The sequence below is a fragment of the Pandoraea bronchicola genome (genome assembly GCF_902459805.1).
Classification (GTDB): domain Bacteria; phylum Pseudomonadota; class Gammaproteobacteria; order Burkholderiales; family Burkholderiaceae; genus Pandoraea; species Pandoraea bronchicola.
In genome coordinates, this window is record NZ_CABPST010000011.1 from 12,748 (window position 1) to 28,958 (window position 16,211).

General features: G+C 64.1%; 13 protein-coding genes. 12 read left to right on the top strand and 1 reads right to left on the bottom strand.

The features are described 5' to 3' along the window. Window positions 1–25 precede the first annotated feature (25 nt). The 12 genes from PBR20603_RS18170 to lpxC all read left to right on the top strand — a co-directional run bounded on the left by PBR20603_RS18170 (window position 26) and on the right by lpxC (window position 15,522). Complete coding sequence (locus PBR20603_RS18170) at window positions 26–1,564, top strand: UDP-N-acetylmuramoyl-L-alanyl-D-glutamate--2,6-diaminopimelate ligase (protein ID WP_150561032.1); 1,539 nt, start codon at window positions 26–28, stop codon at window positions 1,562–1,564. Then, the gene (locus PBR20603_RS18175; RefSeq protein ID WP_150560900.1) at window positions 1,561–2,967 is read left to right on the top strand and encodes a UDP-N-acetylmuramoyl-tripeptide--D-alanyl-D-alanine ligase; all 1,407 of its coding nucleotides are present in this window, start codon (window positions 1,561–1,563) and stop codon (window positions 2,965–2,967) included. The genes PBR20603_RS18170 and PBR20603_RS18175 overlap by 4 nt, the downstream gene beginning before the upstream one ends. Window positions 2,968–2,982: 15 nt before the next feature. Beyond that, complete coding sequence (gene mraY / locus PBR20603_RS18180) at window positions 2,983–4,152, top strand: phospho-N-acetylmuramoyl-pentapeptide-transferase (RefSeq protein ID WP_150560901.1); 1,170 nt, start codon at window positions 2,983–2,985, stop codon at window positions 4,150–4,152. Between the two features lie 181 nt (window positions 4,153–4,333). Beyond that, entirely contained in the window at window positions 4,334–5,860 is a 1,527-nt protein-coding gene (gene murD / locus PBR20603_RS18185) for a UDP-N-acetylmuramoyl-L-alanine--D-glutamate ligase (RefSeq protein ID WP_150560902.1), read from the top strand. Next, entirely contained in the window at window positions 5,857–7,125 is a 1,269-nt protein-coding gene (gene ftsW, locus PBR20603_RS18190; RefSeq protein WP_150560903.1) for a putative lipid II flippase FtsW, read from the top strand. The genes murD and ftsW overlap by 4 nt, the downstream gene beginning before the upstream one ends. Next, on the top strand, window positions 7,122–8,225 hold the full coding sequence (gene murG, locus PBR20603_RS18195) for an undecaprenyldiphospho-muramoylpentapeptide beta-N-acetylglucosaminyltransferase (RefSeq protein ID WP_150560904.1): 1,104 nt from the start codon (window positions 7,122–7,124) through the stop codon (window positions 8,223–8,225). Before ftsW ends, murG begins: the two co-directional genes overlap by 4 nt. A gap of 1 nt (window position 8,226) precedes the next feature. Next, a complete protein-coding gene (murC, locus tag PBR20603_RS18200) occupies window positions 8,227–9,636 on the top strand; it encodes a UDP-N-acetylmuramate--L-alanine ligase (RefSeq protein ID WP_150560905.1) in 1,410 nt (469 codons plus the stop codon). A gap of 1 nt (window position 9,637) precedes the next feature. Continuing rightward, window positions 9,638–10,621, top strand: coding sequence for a D-alanine--D-alanine ligase (locus tag PBR20603_RS18205; protein WP_150560906.1), 984 nt, complete (start codon window positions 9,638–9,640; stop codon window positions 10,619–10,621). Window positions 10,622–10,677: 56 nt separating this feature from the next. Beyond that, complete coding sequence (locus PBR20603_RS18210) at window positions 10,678–11,514, top strand: cell division protein FtsQ/DivIB (RefSeq protein WP_150560907.1); 837 nt, start codon at window positions 10,678–10,680, stop codon at window positions 11,512–11,514. Between the two features lie 22 nt (window positions 11,515–11,536). Then, on the top strand, window positions 11,537–12,769 hold the full coding sequence (ftsA, locus tag PBR20603_RS18215) for a cell division protein FtsA (protein WP_010806905.1): 1,233 nt from the start codon (window positions 11,537–11,539) through the stop codon (window positions 12,767–12,769). 107 nt (window positions 12,770–12,876) lie between these two features. Next, window positions 12,877–14,067 (top strand): cell division protein FtsZ, encoded by a 1,191-nt coding sequence (ftsZ, locus tag PBR20603_RS18220; RefSeq protein ID WP_150560908.1) that lies wholly within the window; start codon window positions 12,877–12,879, stop codon window positions 14,065–14,067. 540 nt (window positions 14,068–14,607) lie between these two features. Then, window positions 14,608–15,522 carry a UDP-3-O-acyl-N-acetylglucosamine deacetylase gene (gene lpxC, locus PBR20603_RS18225; protein ID WP_150560909.1) on the top strand — a complete coding sequence of 305 codons (915 nt, stop codon included), beginning with the start codon at window positions 14,608–14,610 and terminating at the stop codon, window positions 15,520–15,522. A 175-nt stretch (window positions 15,523–15,697) separates the two neighbouring features. Here lpxC and PBR20603_RS18230 read toward each other — a convergent pair whose 3' ends face one another. Further along, entirely contained in the window at window positions 15,698–16,165 is a 468-nt protein-coding gene (locus tag PBR20603_RS18230; RefSeq protein ID WP_174977969.1) for a DciA family protein, read from the bottom strand. Window positions 16,166–16,211: the final 46 nt, after the last annotated feature.

The following is a 16,211-nucleotide window of genomic DNA, read 5'->3' on the forward strand; positions in this document are numbered from 1 at the left end:
GCCTCAGAACCCGGCCACGCTCGCCATGATCGCAGACGCCAACGAACGCGCCGTGCTCGCACAGGCGTGGGACTGGTTGCGCCGCACAGTGCCGGCCGGTGCAACGCTGCATGCGGATAGCCGTCGCGTGACGCCGGGCGACGTGTTCGTTGCGTACGCCGTGAAGGGCGCCGACAGTCGTGGCTTTATCGCCGACGCCGTGGAGCGAGGCGCTGCCGCCGTGCTTTGGCAGAGCGATGGTTTCACTTGGCCGGCGTCGCTGGCCGGTGTGGCCAACGTGCCGGCATTCGGCGTGCCGCGACTCGACTGGCTTGCCGGTCCGTTGGCGGCGTTGTGGTACGGCGAGCCGAGCGTAGGCATGACGATGCTGGGCGTGACGGGGACGAACGGTAAAACGTCGTGCAGCCAGTGGCTCGCGCAGTTGCTGTCGAAGACCGGCACCCGCAGTGCCGTGATCGGCACGCTGGGTAGCGGCTTCCCCGGTCATCTCACGGTGACGGGATTCACCACGCCGGATGCCGTCCAGTTGCAACGCAGCCTCGACGATCTGCGTGCCCAAGGGGCGAAGGCGGTGGCGATGGAGGTCTCGTCGCATGGGCTTTATCAAGGGCGCGTCAACGGTGTGGCATTCGACGTAGCCGTCTTCACGAATCTGACGCAAGACCACCTCGACTATCACGGCACGATGGCGGCTTACGAAGCGGCCAAGGCACGGTTGTTCGACTGGCCGGGCCTGAAGGCCGCCGTCATCAATCGGGACGACGCGATGGGGCAACGCTTGCTCGCACGTCTGGCCGGAAAGACGCCGGTATACGAATACGGGGTTCACGGCGACGCGGTGTCGGCCTATGGCAACCGGGTGTTGCGCGCCGAGGATATTCGCGCGACGACGGCAGGTACGCGCTTCACGCTGCATATCGACGATCAAAGCCAGCAGATCACGGTGCCGCTCATCGGTGAATTCAACGTGAGCAACGCGCTGGCCGTGCTGGGCGCGGCGCTCGCTGCCGGTGTGCCGCAAGACGCGGCCATTGCCGGGCTGGCGGCGCTTACCCCGGTGTCGGGTCGCATGGAGCAGATCGGACAACCGGGGCAGCCGCTGGTCGTCATCGACTATGCTCACACGCCCGACGCACTCGACAAGACACTCGAAGCGCTGCGCCCGGTGGCGGCAGCGCGCGGCGGCAAGCTCGTCTGCGTGTTTGGCTGCGGTGGCGATCGCGATGCAGGCAAGCGTCCGCAAATGGGCGCGGTGGCCGAGCGTCTGGCAGACGCCATCGTGCTGACGAGCGACAACCCGCGCACCGAGGTGCCGGCCGACATCATGGCGCAAATCGCCGCAGGTCTTGCGCAACCCGACGCAGCGCGCCGCATCGAAGACCGGGCCAGCGCGATTCTGCAGGCGGTGCGTGGTGCGCAAGCCGCCGACGTGGTGCTGATCGCGGGCAAGGGACACGAAAGTACACAGGAAATCATGGGTAAGAAGCGGCCGTTCTCCGATCAGGAGCATGCGCGTCTGGCACTCGCCGCACGTGCCACCGCTGTACGCGGAGGTGGCGAATGACGATGTGGCAATTGAGCGACGCCCAAGCCGCCGTGACCGATTCGCACGTGACGGGCGCACCGTCGACCGCCTTTACGCGCATCGTCACCGACAGCCGTTCGGTGCAGCCGGGCGATCTCTTCGTGGCGATCAAGGGCGAGCGCTTCGACGCGCACGACTTCCTGACCGACGTGGCGCGCGCAGGCGCTGCCGCTGTGGTCGCGTCGCGCGTGCCGGACGGGTTCGAGACGCCGGCACTGATCGTGCCGGACACGCGGATTGCGCTGGGTGAACTGGCCGCCGCCTGGCGCCGCCGCTTTGCGATCCCTGTGGTGGCCGTGACCGGCAGCAACGGCAAGACGACCGTCAAGGAAATGATCTCGGCGATTTTTGCCGAGGCGGTGGGCGCCGAGGCGCGCCTGGCCACGGCCGGCAACTTCAACAACGACATCGGCCTGCCGCTCACGCTGTTCCGTCTGAAGGACGGTGACAAGCTGGCGGTGCTTGAGTTGGGCATGAATCACCCCGGCGAGACGGCATATCTCGCGAAGATCGCGCAGCCGACGGTTGCCGTCATCAACAACGCGCAGCGCGAGCATCAGGAATTCATGGTGAGCGTAGCCGCGGTCGCGCAAGAACATTCGGCCGTGCTGGCGGCGCTGTCGGCCGACGGTGCGGCAGTGTTCCCGGCCGAGAGCGAATTTGCGCCGATGTGGCGCGAGATCGCAGGCAAGCGTCGCGTACTAGACTTCGCACTCGACGCGCGCGCCGCCGTTTCGGGACGATACGACGCGGCCACGCGCGTGCTGCGTGTGGCATCGCCGGCCGGCGAGTTTTCGGTCGCGTTGCCGTTGCTCGGTGAGCACAACGCCCGCAATGCGCTGGCCGCCATTGCATGTGCGCTGGGTGCGCATGTCGATATTGGCTCGATCGTGCGGGCACTCGAAGCATTTTCCGCCGTCAAAGGCCGGCTTCAGGTGTCAACGCTCTCGAAGGGACCGCTCGCCGGTGTCACCTTGATCGACGACACCTATAATGCGAACCCCGATTCTGTGCGGGCCGCGATCGACGTACTGGCTCAAACGCCTGCGCCGCGTGTTCTGGTGCTGGGCGACATGGGCGAGGTTGGCGACAACGGACCGGAATTTCATCGCGAAGTGGGCGAGTACGCTGCGCAGCGCGGTGTCGATCGCTTGCTGGCGATGGGGGAACAGACGCGGGCCAGCGTTGCGGCCTTCGGCGACGGTGGCGAGCATTTTTCGGACGTGACCGATGTCGCGCCGCTTGTGGCCGAGTTGAATGCCACGTTGAGCGCGCCGGCCACGATATTGGTGAAGGGAAGCCGCTTCATGCGGATGGAGCGCGTGCTCGAGCAGTTGCGCGCGACGAGTGAAGGCGGGGGCGGCGATGCCCCGGCCAAGTGATAAAGGATTGATGGAATGTTGCTGACGTTGGCGCAATGGCTGCAAGCGGATGCGAGCTATTTGCGCGTGTTCAACTACCTGACGTTTCGGGCCGTGATGGCAAGCCTCACGGCGCTGGTGATCGGGCTCTCGTTCGGGCCGATGGTCATCCGCAAGCTCGCCGAAATGAAGGTGGGCCAGGCCGTGCGTACCGACGGCCCGCAGACTCACCTTGTGAAGTCGGGAACGCCCACGATGGGTGGCGTGCTGATTCTCATCGGCATTACCGTCGCCACGCTGCTCTGGGCGGATTTGAGCAATCGTTTCATCTGGATCGTGCTGACGGTGACGCTGGGCTTCGGCATCATCGGCTGGATCGACGATTACCGGAAGGTCGTCTACAAGGACCCGCGCGGCATGTCGTCGCGCGAGAAGTACTTCTGGCAATCGATCATCGGCCTGTTCGCCGCGACGTATCTGGCGTTTTCGGTATCGGAGACGAGCAACCTGAAGGTTTTCGAGCTGTTCATCAGCTGGGTGCGCAACGGCTTCCCGCTCGATTTACCCCCGAAGGCCGACTTCATCGTGCCGTTCTTCAAGACGATGAGTTACCCGCTGGGCGTGTTTGGCTTCATCGCGTTGACCTACTTTGTCATCGTCGGCTCGTCCAACGCCGTTAACCTCACGGACGGCCTCGACGGCCTGGTCATCATGCCGGTCGTGCTCGTCGGCGCGGCACTCGGCGTGTTCGCTTACGTGATGGGCAACGTTGTCTATTCGAAGTACCTGCTGTTCCCGCACATTCCGGGCGCGGGCGAGTTGCTCGTGTTCTGTTCGGCAATGTCGGGCGCGGGGCTCGCGTTCCTGTGGTTCAACACCCACCCGGCACAGGTGTTCATGGGCGATGTCGGCGCGTTGGCGCTGGGCGGCGCGCTGGGCACGGTGGCGGTGATCGTGCGTCAGGAAGTCGTGCTCTTCGTGATGGGCGGTGTGTTCGTCGCGGAGACGATCTCGGTGATGTTGCAGGTGACGTGGTTCAAGTACACCAAGCGACGCTTCGGAGAAGGGCGGCGGATCTTCAAGATGGCACCGCTGCATCACCACTTCGAATTGTCGGGATGGAAGGAAACGCAGGTGGTGGTTCGCTTCTGGATCATCACGCTGATGCTGGTACTTATCGGCCTGTCGACGCTGAAGTTGCGCTGACAGGGCGAAAGAAGGCGAAAGAACGCATAAGAAGACGAGAGAGCGGCGGCGCGAATGGGCGAAGCCGCTTTCTCGCAGCGCTGCACTAAAGGAAGGGCGGCTCGCGCCGATAGCGGAATATCGGTGTTGTTGGAGCGATGCATTGGGCGGTTGTTTGAATCGATAAGAGGGAAAGAGCGACGTGTTCGGCGAGAAGTTTGGTGAATCCTGGCAACCGCGTGTCCTGATCCTGGGTCTGGGAGAGTCCGGCCTGGCGATGGCGCGTTGGTGCGCGCGTTACGGCTGCCGTGTGCGTGCGGCCGATACGCGCTTTGCGTCGTCGGAGACACCGCCGAACGTTGTGACGTTGCGCGTGGACGCGCCGCAGGCCGAGTTCATCGGCGGCGCGTTTGCCGGGCAAGTCGATGCACTGCTCGACGACATCGAACTGATCGGCATCAGCCCGGGCCTGTCGCCACAGGCGCCCGACGTGGCAGCGTTGCTCGCAGAAGCGGCTGAGCGTGCCATTCCCGTGTGGGGCGAGATCGAATTTTTCGCGCAGGCGCTGCGTCACATGCGCTCGACGAGCGGTTATGCGCCCAAGCTGCTGGCGATTACCGGCACGAACGGCAAGACCACGACCACGAGCCTGACGGGACTGCTGTGCCGTCGCGCAGGCAAGCGCACCGCCGTGGCGGGCAATATCAGCCCGTCGGCGCTCGACCGTCTGAGCGAGTGCATTGCGGACGCCACGCTGCCCGACGTCTGGGTACTCGAACTTTCCAGCTTCCAGCTCGAGACGACGCATTCTCTCGCGCCCGATGCGGCTGCGATTCTCAACATCACGCAGGACCATCTGGACTGGCACGGCGACATGGACGCCTACGCGCGTGCCAAGGCGCGCATCTTCGGTCCACAGACCGTGCGCGTGCTCAATCGCGACGATGCCCGTGTGATGGCGTTCGCCGCGCCCGAGGCCAATGTCGTGACCTTCGGCACGAGCAAGCCCGATGCCGTCGGTGACTTCGGTCTGGAGATGGACGGCGGCATGTGGTGGCTGGTCGAGGGCATGACGCGTGACGAAGCCCCGCCCGCACCGAAGCGCCGTAAGGCGGGAGCGGTAGAAGCGGCGGTCGAGGTATACGGCAAGCGTCTCATGCCGGCCGACGCGCTGCGCATTCGCGGTCAGCACAACGCCGCAAACGCGCTGGCGGCGCTGGCACTCGCCCGCGCCATCGATCTGCCCATGGCCAAGCTCCTGCACGGCCTGCGGGAATATCCGGGCGAGCCGCATCGCGTGCAGCTCATCGGCACGCTCAACGAAGTCGAGTACTACGACGACAGCAAGGGCACCAACGTAGGCGCGACGGTCGCGGCCATTACGGGCTTGCAAAAGAAACTGCTCCTGATTTTGGGCGGCGAAGGCAAGGGGCAGGATTTCTCGCCGCTGGCCAATCCCGTGGCGCATCATGCCCGCGCCGTGCTGCTGATCGGCCGTGATGCACCGCGGCTGCGTGAAGCCCTGACTGATACGGGGGTCGACCTGATCGATGCCCCGACGCTTGAAGACGCGACGCGAGAAGCCGCGAAGTTGGCCCAGCCGGGCGACGCGGTGTTGTTGTCTCCCGCTTGCGCCAGCCTCGACATGTTCCGCAACTACGAGCATCGCGCGCAGGTGTTTCGCGACACCGTGGTTGATCTGGCCGCCGACGCGGGGGTGATGCTATGAACCGTATCAAGTCGTTCTTCAGCAAGAAGCGTCAGGCAGGATTCGCCGGTGCCGGTTCGGCCACCGCGCCAGGCGCCGCGACCCAGGCCGCGAGCCGCACGCTCGGCAGCATCAAGCCGACGCGCTCGCGCATGCTCGAATACGACCACGCCCTCATGTGGGTGGTGATCACGCTGCTCTCGCTGGGGCTGGTGATGGTGTATTCGGCGTCGGTCGCGTTGCCCGACTCGCCGAAGTACAGCGGCTATTCGACGTATCACTTCCTGGGCCGTCACATCGTGTCGCTCACGATGGGACTGACTGCGGCCGCGATCATATTACGCATCCCGGTCAAGACGCTCGACAAGCTCGCACCCAAGGTCTTCCTGCTGGCGCTGGTGTTGCTGGTGATCGTGCTGATCCCGCACGTGGGCAAGGGCGTGAATGGCTCGAAGCGCTGGATTCCGTTCGGCGTGCTTAACCTCCAGCCGTCGGAAATCATGAAGCTCGCGGTCACGCTCTACGCCGCGAACTACACCGTGCGCAAGCAGGAATTCATGCAGAGCTTCGGCAAGGGCTTCCTGCCGATGGGGATCGCCGTGGTGTTCGTCGGCATGCTGCTGCTGCTCGAGCCTGACATGGGCGCGTTCATGGTGGTCGCGGCCATTGCGATGGGCATTCTGTTCCTCGGTGGCGTGAACGGCCGTCTGTTCGGCGGACTGGCGCTCACGGCCGTCGGCACGTTCGCCATGCTGATCTGGCTCTCGCCGTGGCGTCGCGAGCGGATCTTCGCGTATCTCGACCCGTGGCGCGAGGACTATGCGCTCGGCAAGGCCTATCAGCTCACGCACTCGCTCATTGCGTTCGGACGCGGCGAATGGACCGGCGTGGGGTTGGGCGGCAGCATCGAAAAATTGCACTACCTGCCCGAAGCGCATACCGACTTCATCCTCGCCGTGATCGGCGAAGAGTTCGGCTTCCTGGGCGTGCTGGTTGTCATCCTGCTCTTTTACTGGCTGGTGCGTCGCGCGTTCGAGATCGGCCGTCAGGCGCTGGCGCTCGAGCGCACGTTCGCAGGGTTGCTCGCGAAGGGCGTGGGCGTGTGGCTCGGTGCACAGACCTTCATCAACATGGGGGTGAATCTGGGCCTGTTGCCGACCAAGGGGCTGACGTTGCCGCTGGTCAGCTACGGCGGCTCGGGCATCTTGCTCAACTGTGTGGCCGTGGCGATTTTGCTGCGAGTGGATTACGAGAACCGCGTATTGATGCGGGGAGGAAAAGTATGACCGAGCGCGCTACCGCGATGCCGGCACCGGAAACGAAGACACGCACGCTGCTGGTCATGGCCGGCGGCACGGGCGGTCACGTCTTCCCGGGGCTCGCGGTCGCCAACTTCCTGCGTGTGCAGGGGTGGCGCGTGGTCTGGCTCGGGAACCCGAACGGCATGGAAGCGACGCTCGTGCCGAAGTACGACATTCCGATGGAGTTCGTGACGTTCGGCGGCCTGCGGGGCAAGGGGCTGATGACCAAGCTGCTGTTGCCGCTCAACCTGCTGCGCGCGTTCTGGCAGAGCATTGGAGCGATTCGTCGCGCCAAGCCGAACGTGGTGCTCGGCATGGGCGGCTACATCACATTTCCGGCGGGGATGATGGCGTCGCTGCTGGGGCGCCCGCTCGTGCTGCACGAGCAGAACTCGGTCGCCGGCATGGCGAACAAGGTGCTCGCGCGCGTGGCCGACAAGGTGTTGCTCGCGTTTCCCGACACGATCGAGGGCGGCGAATGGGTCGGCAATCCGATTCGCGCCGACTTCGACGAAATGGCCCCGCCAGCCGAGCGTTACAACGCCCGCACCGGCCCGCTGCGCATTCTGGTGGTGGGCGGCAGTCTGGGGGCGACGGTGCTCAACGAGATCGTGCCCAAGGCACTGGCGAAGCTGCCGCGCGAAGATCGTCCGCAGGTCACGCATCAGGCGGGCGTCAAACATATTCAGACGCTGCAGGCGAATTACGCCGCAGCGGGGGTGACGGTCGAAGCGGTGCCGTTCATCGACAACATGGTCGCGGCCTACGCGGCGGCGGATCTGGTGATCTGCCGGGCGGGCGCGATGACAGTGGCCGAAGTGGCCGCGGCTGGCGTGGCGGCGCTCTTCGTGCCGTTCCCGCACGCGGTCGACGACCACCAGACAACGAATGCGCGTTTCCTCGCCGACAAGGGTGCGGCAACGCTGATCGACCAGCGCGAGCTGTCGGTCGAGACCCTGGCCGAGTGGCTGCGCCGTCAAACGCGCGAATCGCTGCTCGCGATGGGAGAGAAAGCCAGGGCGCTCGCCAAGCCGGACGCCACCGAACAAGTGGCGCGCGTGTGTGCGGCTCTGGCCAAGGATTGAAATGAAACACATCGTCAAACACATTCACTTCGTCGGCATTGGCGGCTCAGGCATGAGCGGCATTGCCGAGGTGCTGCTCAACCTGGGGTATCAGGTGAGCGGCTCCGATCTGGGCGACAACGCGGTGACCCAGCGCCTCGCGGGCCTGGGCGCCCGTATCGCCCGCGGCCATGCCGCCGAGCATATCGATGGCGCGGACGCCATTGTCGTGTCCACCGCCATTACGGCAGACAATCCGGAAGTGCTCGCAGGCCGAGCCCGCCAGATTCCTATCGTGCCGCGCGCGCTGATGCTCGCGGAACTCATGCGTCTGAAGCAGGGTGTCGCCATCGCCGGTACGCACGGCAAGACGACCACGACGAGCCTGGTGGCCAGCGTGCTCGCCCAGGGCGGGCTGGACCCGACGTTCGTGATCGGCGGCCGTCTGAACAGCGCAGGGGCGAACGCCAAGCTCGGCACCGGCGACTTCATCGTGGTCGAGGCCGACGAGTCGGACGCCTCGTTCCTGAACCTGAATCCGGTCATCGAAGTCATCACCAACATCGATGCCGATCATATGGATACCTACGGGCACGACTTCGCCCGTCTGAAGCAGTCGTTCGTGGCTTTCACGCAGCGTCTGCCGTTCTACGGCATTGCCGTGCTGTGTGTGGACGACCCGAACGTGCGCGAGATCCTGCCGTTCGTCTCGAAGCCGATCGTGCGTTACGGCATGTCGGAGGACGCCCAAGTGCGCGCCATCGACGTGCGCGCCGACGCCGGACAGATGCGTTTCACCGTGCTGCGCCAGTTCGGCGCCGGTGCCGCGCCGCTCGACATCACGCTGAATCTGCCGGGCGAGCACAACGTGCGTAACGCGTTGGCGGCGATTGCCATTGCCACCGAACTCGAAGTGCCGGACGCCGCGATTCAGCAGGCCCTGGCCGAATTCAACGGCGTTGGCCGGCGCTTCCAGCGCTATGGCGAAATCGCCCTGCCGAAGTCGAGTGGCGGGGGCACGTTCACGTTGATCGACGACTACGGGCATCACCCGGTCGAGATGGCGGCGACGCTGGCTGCCGCGCGCGGCGCGTTCCCGGGGCGCCGTATCGTGCTGGCCTTCCAGCCGCACCGGTACACGCGCACGCGCGATTGCTTCGAAGACTTCGTGAAGGTGTTGTCCGATGCAGATGCCGTGGTGCTCGGCGAAGTCTATTCGGCGGGTGAGGCGCCCATCGTGGCGGCCGACGGTCGCGCCCTGTCGCGTGCATTGCGCGTGGCGGGCAAGGTGGAACCGGTTTTCGTGGAAGACGTCGCGCAACTGCCCGACGCCATTCTGCAAGTCGCTCGTGCGGGCGACGTCGTGATTACCATGGGCGCCGGCTCCATCGGCGCGGTGCCCGGCAAGTTGCAAGTTCAGCAAGGAGTTTGACGTGAGTGCTTTCGATCCGAAACGTTTCGGCAAGGTTGGCGTCCTGATGGGCGGACGCTCGGCCGAGCGTCAGATCTCGCTGATTTCGGGCCAGGGTGTGCTCGAAGCCCTGCGCTCGCGCGGCGTAGACGCGCACGCCTTCGATACCGGCATGCACGACCTCGCAGCACTGGCCGCGCAGAAATTCGACCGTGTGTTCATTGCACTGCATGGCCGCTATGGCGAAGACGGCACGCTGCAAGGCGCGCTCGAACACCTTGGCATTCCGTACACCGGCAGCGGCGTGTTGGCCTCCGCACTGGCGATGGACAAGGAAATGACCAAGCGCGTGTGGATCAACGAAGGGCTGCCGACGCCGCGCTTCGCGATGCTGCACGCCGACAGCGACTTCGATGCGGTGGTGCGCGATCTCGGCCTGCCGCTGATCGTCAAGCCGTCGCGCGAAGGCTCGACCATCGGTCTGACGAAGGTCACCGAGGCGTCGCAGTTGAAGGCCGCGTACGAGAAGGCCGCCGCACTCGATCCGGACGTGCTCGCCGAGGAGTTCATCGACGGCGACGAGCTGACCGTGCCGGTGCTTGGCGTAGGCACGAAGGGGGCCGCTGCGGCACGTGCATTGCCGGTGATCCGCATCGTGGCGCCGGACGCTAACTACGACTATCAGAACAAGTACTTCAAGGACGACACCCGCTACGAATGCCCGCCGCCGCTGTCGGTGTCGTTGCAGGAGGAAGTGCAGCGCCTGGTGTTGCGCGCCTACCTCGTGCTGGGTTGCCGTGGCTGGGCTCGCGCCGACGTGATGCTGCGCAAGCGTGACAACAAGCCGTTTTTGCTGGAGATCAATACGTCGCCGGGCATGACCGGCCACTCGCTGGTGCCGATCTCGGCGCGCGCGGCGGGCCTGTCGTACGAAGACCTGGTGGTCGAAATTTTGGCAACTGCGACGCTCGATCTGCATCCGAACGCGCAGTGGAAGCCAGAGTGAGCCGAGTTAAACCTTGAACGCGTTGAAGAACGCCCTGATACGGAAAGCAAATCGCCATGTGGCACAACGTACGCCTGCTCAACGCCATCGCGAGTGCGCTCGTCGCACTCGTCGTGCTGGCGGCGCTCGCGGCGGGCGGCCATTGGCTGATTCAGCGGCCGATCTTCACGCTCAAGGCGATTCAGATCGATGGGGACGTGGCGCATATCAACGGCCCGACGCTGCGCGCGAATGCGGTGTCGCGGCTCAAGGGCAACTTCTTCACGATCGACCTGGACGCCACGCGAGCGGCGTTCGAGGCGGTGCCTTGGGTGCGCCATGCGAGCGTGAGGCGTGTCTGGCCGAATCAACTGGCCATCACGATCGAGGAATACAAGCCGCTGGCCACGTGGAACGACGGTCGTCTGGTGAGCGTGGACGGCGAGTTGTTCGCGGCGAATCTGGCGGAAGCCGAGGACGACGGCAAGCTGCCCGAGTTTGCCGGGCCGCCGGGCAGCGAGAAAGATGTGACGGCGCGTTACTACGACTTCGTGAAGTGGTTCGCGCCGCTGAATATGAAACCCGAAGCGGTCACGCTGTCGAATCGTTACGCATGGGGCGTGCGGCTCGCAGGGGGCGTGCAACTGGCGCTGGGACGGGAGCGATCGCCCGAAACTCTCGCCACGCGCAGTCGGCGTTTCGTACAGGCGTATCCGCAGGTTGCGGCGCGCTGGGGAAATCAGATCGAGTATGCCGATCTGCGGTACCCGAACGGTTTTGCCGTCCGGGCGGCGGGCATGCGCTTCTTGAGCGAAGAACAGGCCAAGAAGCTAGCCGCGGCGCCGGTGCAAAAGCGGGATTCGCAAAAGCCGGCAGTTGCGCAACCTGCCGCGCGGCAGAAGCGAAGCCAGTGAGACTTCAGGACTTACACACGCTATGAGCAAAGATTACAAGGATCTGTTGGTCGCCCTCGATATCGGCACGTCGAAAGTCGTGGCGGTGGTGGCCGAGCTGCGCCCTGAAGGCCGCTATGAAGTGATTGGCCTCGGCCAGAGCGAGTCGCGCGGCCTGAAAAAGGGCGTCGTGGTGAACATCGAGGCCACCGTGCAGTCGATTCAGCGCGCGCTTGAAGAAGCCGAGCTGATGGCCGACTGCAAGATCACCAATGTGTTTACGGGCATTGCCGGTAGCCACATCCGCAGCTTCAATTCGAGCGGCATGGTGGCGATCAAGGACAAGGAGGTGACGCAGGCCGATGTGGCGCGCGTCATCGAGACGGCCAAGGCGATCAATATCCCGACCGATCAGCAGGTGCTGCATATCCTCACGCAGGAATTCATCATCGACGGTCAGGAAGACGTGCGCGAGCCAATCGGTATGAGCGGCATTCGTCTCGAAGTGAAGGTGCATATCGTGACCGGTGCGGTCTCGGCGGCGCAGAACATCGTGAAGTGCGTGCGCCGTTGCGGCCTCGAAGTGAACGATCTGATTCTGCAACCGCTGGCGTCGAGCATTTCGGTGCTCACGGAAGATGAGAAGGAACTCGGCGTGGTGCTGATCGACATCGGCGGCGGCACGACCGATATCGCGATCTTCAGCGAAGGCGCGATCCGTCACACGGCGGTGATTCCGATTGCCGGCGATCAGATCACGAGCGACATCGCGATGGCCGTGCGCACGCCGACGCCGGATGCGGAAGACATCAAGATTCAGCATGGCATCGCCAAGCAGTCGCTGGCGGATCCGGACGAGATGATCGAAGTGCCGGGGCTGGGCGAGCGCGGTCCGCGCACGCTCTCGCGTCAGGCGCTGGCGGCGGTGATCGAGCCGCGCGTCGAAGAGCTGTTCTCGCTCGTGCAGCAGGTGGTTCGCGAGTCGGGTTACGAAGAACTGCTCTCCTCGGGCATTGTGCTCACCGGCGGCGCGGCCATGATGCCGGGCATGGTCGAGCTGGGCGAGGACATCTTCCTCAAGCCGGTGCGCATTGGCGTGCCGGAGTATGCGGGCGGTCTGGCCGACGTGGTGCGCAGTCCGCGCTACGCGACGGCGATGGGGCTGCTGCTCGAAGGACGTTCCCAACGCATGCGCGGCCGCAAGGTCGCCGTGCAGTCGGGGCAAGCCAATCAGGTCTGGACGCGCATGCGCGACTGGTTCTTTAGCAATTTTTAATGGTGTTTTTTTGAGGGGTGTGGATTTGGCATTGAAAACACGCGCGGCTTACCCGAGCAGCACGTGGCCCGCAGTGCCGGATCTGTTTTTAATTCACTGGAGGCGCTATGAACTTTGAAATGTTGGAAACGGAAACCAACGGCACCATCATCAAGGTGGTGGGTGTTGGTGGCGCTGGCGGCAATGCTGTCCAGCACATGATCAACCGTGGTGTGCAAGGCGTGGAATTCATCGCCATGAACACCGACGCTCAGGCACTGGGCCGTTCGCAGGCCAGCGTGAACATCCAGCTCGGCAAGACCGGTCTGGGGGCTGGCGCCAAGCCGGAAATGGGGCATGCCGCAGCTGAAGAAGCTCGCGAGCGCGTGGCCGACGCCCTGCGTGGTGCTCACATGGTGTTCATCACCGCCGGTATGGGCGGCGGCACGGGCACGGGCGCGGCACCGGTCGTGGCGCAGATTGCCAAGGAAATGGGCATTCTGACCGTGGGCGTTGTCTCGAAGCCGTTCGAGTTCGAGGGCGGCAAGCGCATGCGCGTGGCCGAGACCGGCGCGCAGGAGCTGGAAGACAACGTCGACTCGCTGATCGTTGTGCTCAATGACAAGCTGTTCGAAGTCATGGGCGATGACGCCGAGATGGACAAGTGCTTCCAGTGCGCCGACGACGTGCTGCATAACGCCGTGGCCGGCATCGCCGAAATCATCAACGTCGACGGTCTGGTGAACGTCGACTTTGAAGACGTGAAGACGGTGATGGGCGAGCAAGGCAAGGCCATGATGGGCACGGCGACCGTTGCCGGTGTCGATCGTGCACGTCTGGCCGCCGAGCAAGCCGTGGCGAGCCCGCTGCTCGAGGGTGTGGACTTGTCGGGCGCGCGTGGCGTGCTGGTGAACATCACGGCATCGCGTTCGCTGCGTCTGTCGGAAACGCGCGAAGTGATGAACACCATCAAGAGCTACGCCGCCGAAGACGCGACCGTGATTTTCGGTACCGTCTACGACGACAAGATGGGCGATGCACTGCGCGTGACCGTCGTGGCAACCGGCCTGGGCCGTGCGGTTGCGAAGAAGGCCGCGGCACCGATGACGCTGCTCAAGACCGGTACCGACAACATGCCGATCGCGTCCGGCCACGTGCCGAACGTCGGTCAGGCGGGCGGTACGGACTACGGCGCGCTCGATACGCCGGCCGTGTGGCGCAGCACGCGCGAGACCGCAGCCTCGCACGTCGCCGCATTGCAGGAAAAGGGTGTCGACACGTACGACATTCCGGCTTTCCTGCGCAAGCAAGCCGACTGACAGGGTTGCGCGCGGGCCGGGTGCCAGTGCCTGGCGCCGCCGCACCTTGGGAATCGCGAGACCTACGCAGGTCGTCGTGAGGATTTGCCGTCGCCCCGACTACCATGCCATGTGGCGTGGGGAAGGCGCGCCGCAGTACGAGTCCGAATGGCGATACGGCGAGGTTGTGATCGCGGGAGATGCCTTGTGGCTGCGACAACCAGAGTCGCAAAAGGTATCAACGCATCGCAGATGACGAACGTTACGGGTAAGCGTTCGTGATCCCGGACCCGGTCTCGCGGATCTGTCCCCCCGACCGCTGCGGCACGCCTCCGTCGCGGCGGCCGGGGTGCCCCGAAAATACATGACGCCCGGCCTTTGGCCTGCCGTCGAAACGCGAAGTGACCTATTACGTATTGCGAGATGGGCGCAGACAAAGCGAAGAGGCAGAATTCAGAATGTTTAGTAACGAAGCGTTGTGTTTGTGGCACAGCGATGAAGGCGCCGATCTGTTATAATTCGATCTATGATCATTAGCGCCTGATAGTTTTAATAAATAGCATGCTTAAGCAGCGCACACTTAAATCCATCGCCAAGACAGTCGGCATCGGCTTGCACTCCGGTCGCAAGGTCGAGTTGTCGTTGCGTCCGGCGCCGCCCAATACGGGTATCGTCTTCTGTCGTACCGATCTGAATCCTCCCGTGGAGATTCCGGCGTCGGCGATGGCGATCGGCGACACGCGTCTTGCGTCGGTGTTGCAGAAGGATGGTGCGCGGGTGTCTACGGTAGAACACCTGATGTCGGCATGCGCGGGTCTGGGCATCGACAATCTATATGTCGACGTGACGGCCGAAGAGATTCCGATCATGGATGGCAGCGCTGCGACGTTTGTCTTCCTGATTCAATCGGCAGGCATCGAAGAGCAGGCCGCCGCCAAGAAATTCATTCGTGTGACGAAGCCGGTCGAGATTCGCGAAGGTGACAAGTTCGCCCGTCTCGAGCCGTACGACGGTTTCAAGCTCAAGTTCACGATCGACTTCCGTCACCCCGCAGTGGATCGCACGGGCCAGGCGCTCGAGATCGATTTTGCCGAGACGTCTTACGCGAAGGAAATTGCACGCGCCCGCACCTTCGGTTTTGCGCATGAAGTCGAGATGCTGCGCGAACTGGGACTGGCACGCGGGGGCAGCATGGATAACGCTATCGTCCTCGACGAGTACCGCATCCTGAACAACGACGGTCTGCGCTACGACGACGAGTTCGTGAAGCACAAGATGCTCGACGCGATCGGCGATCTGTATGTGATCGGCCACCCGTTGCTGGCCTCGTACACCGCATACAAGTCGGGACACGGTCTGAACAATCAGTTGCTGCGCGAGCTTCTCGCACAGGACGCTTACGAGATCGTCACGTTCGAGCGCGCCGAAGACGCCCCGCGCGGCTTCCAGTTCGACCCGCAGACACAGTTTGCGTAAATTGCGCAAAGCGCCGCACGCTGCGGCGCGAATGTAACAAAACGAAAGCGCCGGATTTCCGGCGCTTTTTTATTTGACGCGCGATAAATACCGGCGCTGGGAAATGTCGGGACCGTCAGGACTGTCAGGACGACTGTCAGGACTCACGGAGATCGGAAAGTCGCGATGACTCGACTCACGGCTTGCGTGAGCCGCCATAGGAATGCCGGGCGACAAGGCGGGCCAGGGCGTCGCGCAGCGGAGAGGGTTCCAGGGCGTCGCGCAGGTCGCGCAGACTCACCAGCCCCTGCCGGGGCAGCCGGGCCTCCTTGGGCGGTTTCTGGGGCTCCGGGGCCGCAATGCTCACCCGGATGCGGATCGTGCGAATCAACCAGCCTCGTGCGGCCAGGCCGTCGATCAGTGAGGGTGTCTGCTGTCGCAGACGCGCGGCCAGCGCATTGTTGGCGACCAGAAAGACCAGCGCCCCGTCGCGCGGCGGCGTGACCTTCACACTGGCGGTGAGCGCGGGAGGCAGTAACGCATGTACATCCCGCTCCAGCCGGCCCAACTGTTCGGCGGCGACGAGCAGCGAACCGGCGCCGTCGGATGCGGACAAGAGGGTGGTCAGGGGGCGGGCAACGCGATTCGCTTTGGGTCGTTTCATATGATGAGACAGAGGTCGCCGCATATTTTACCCCGCCATCGGGCGT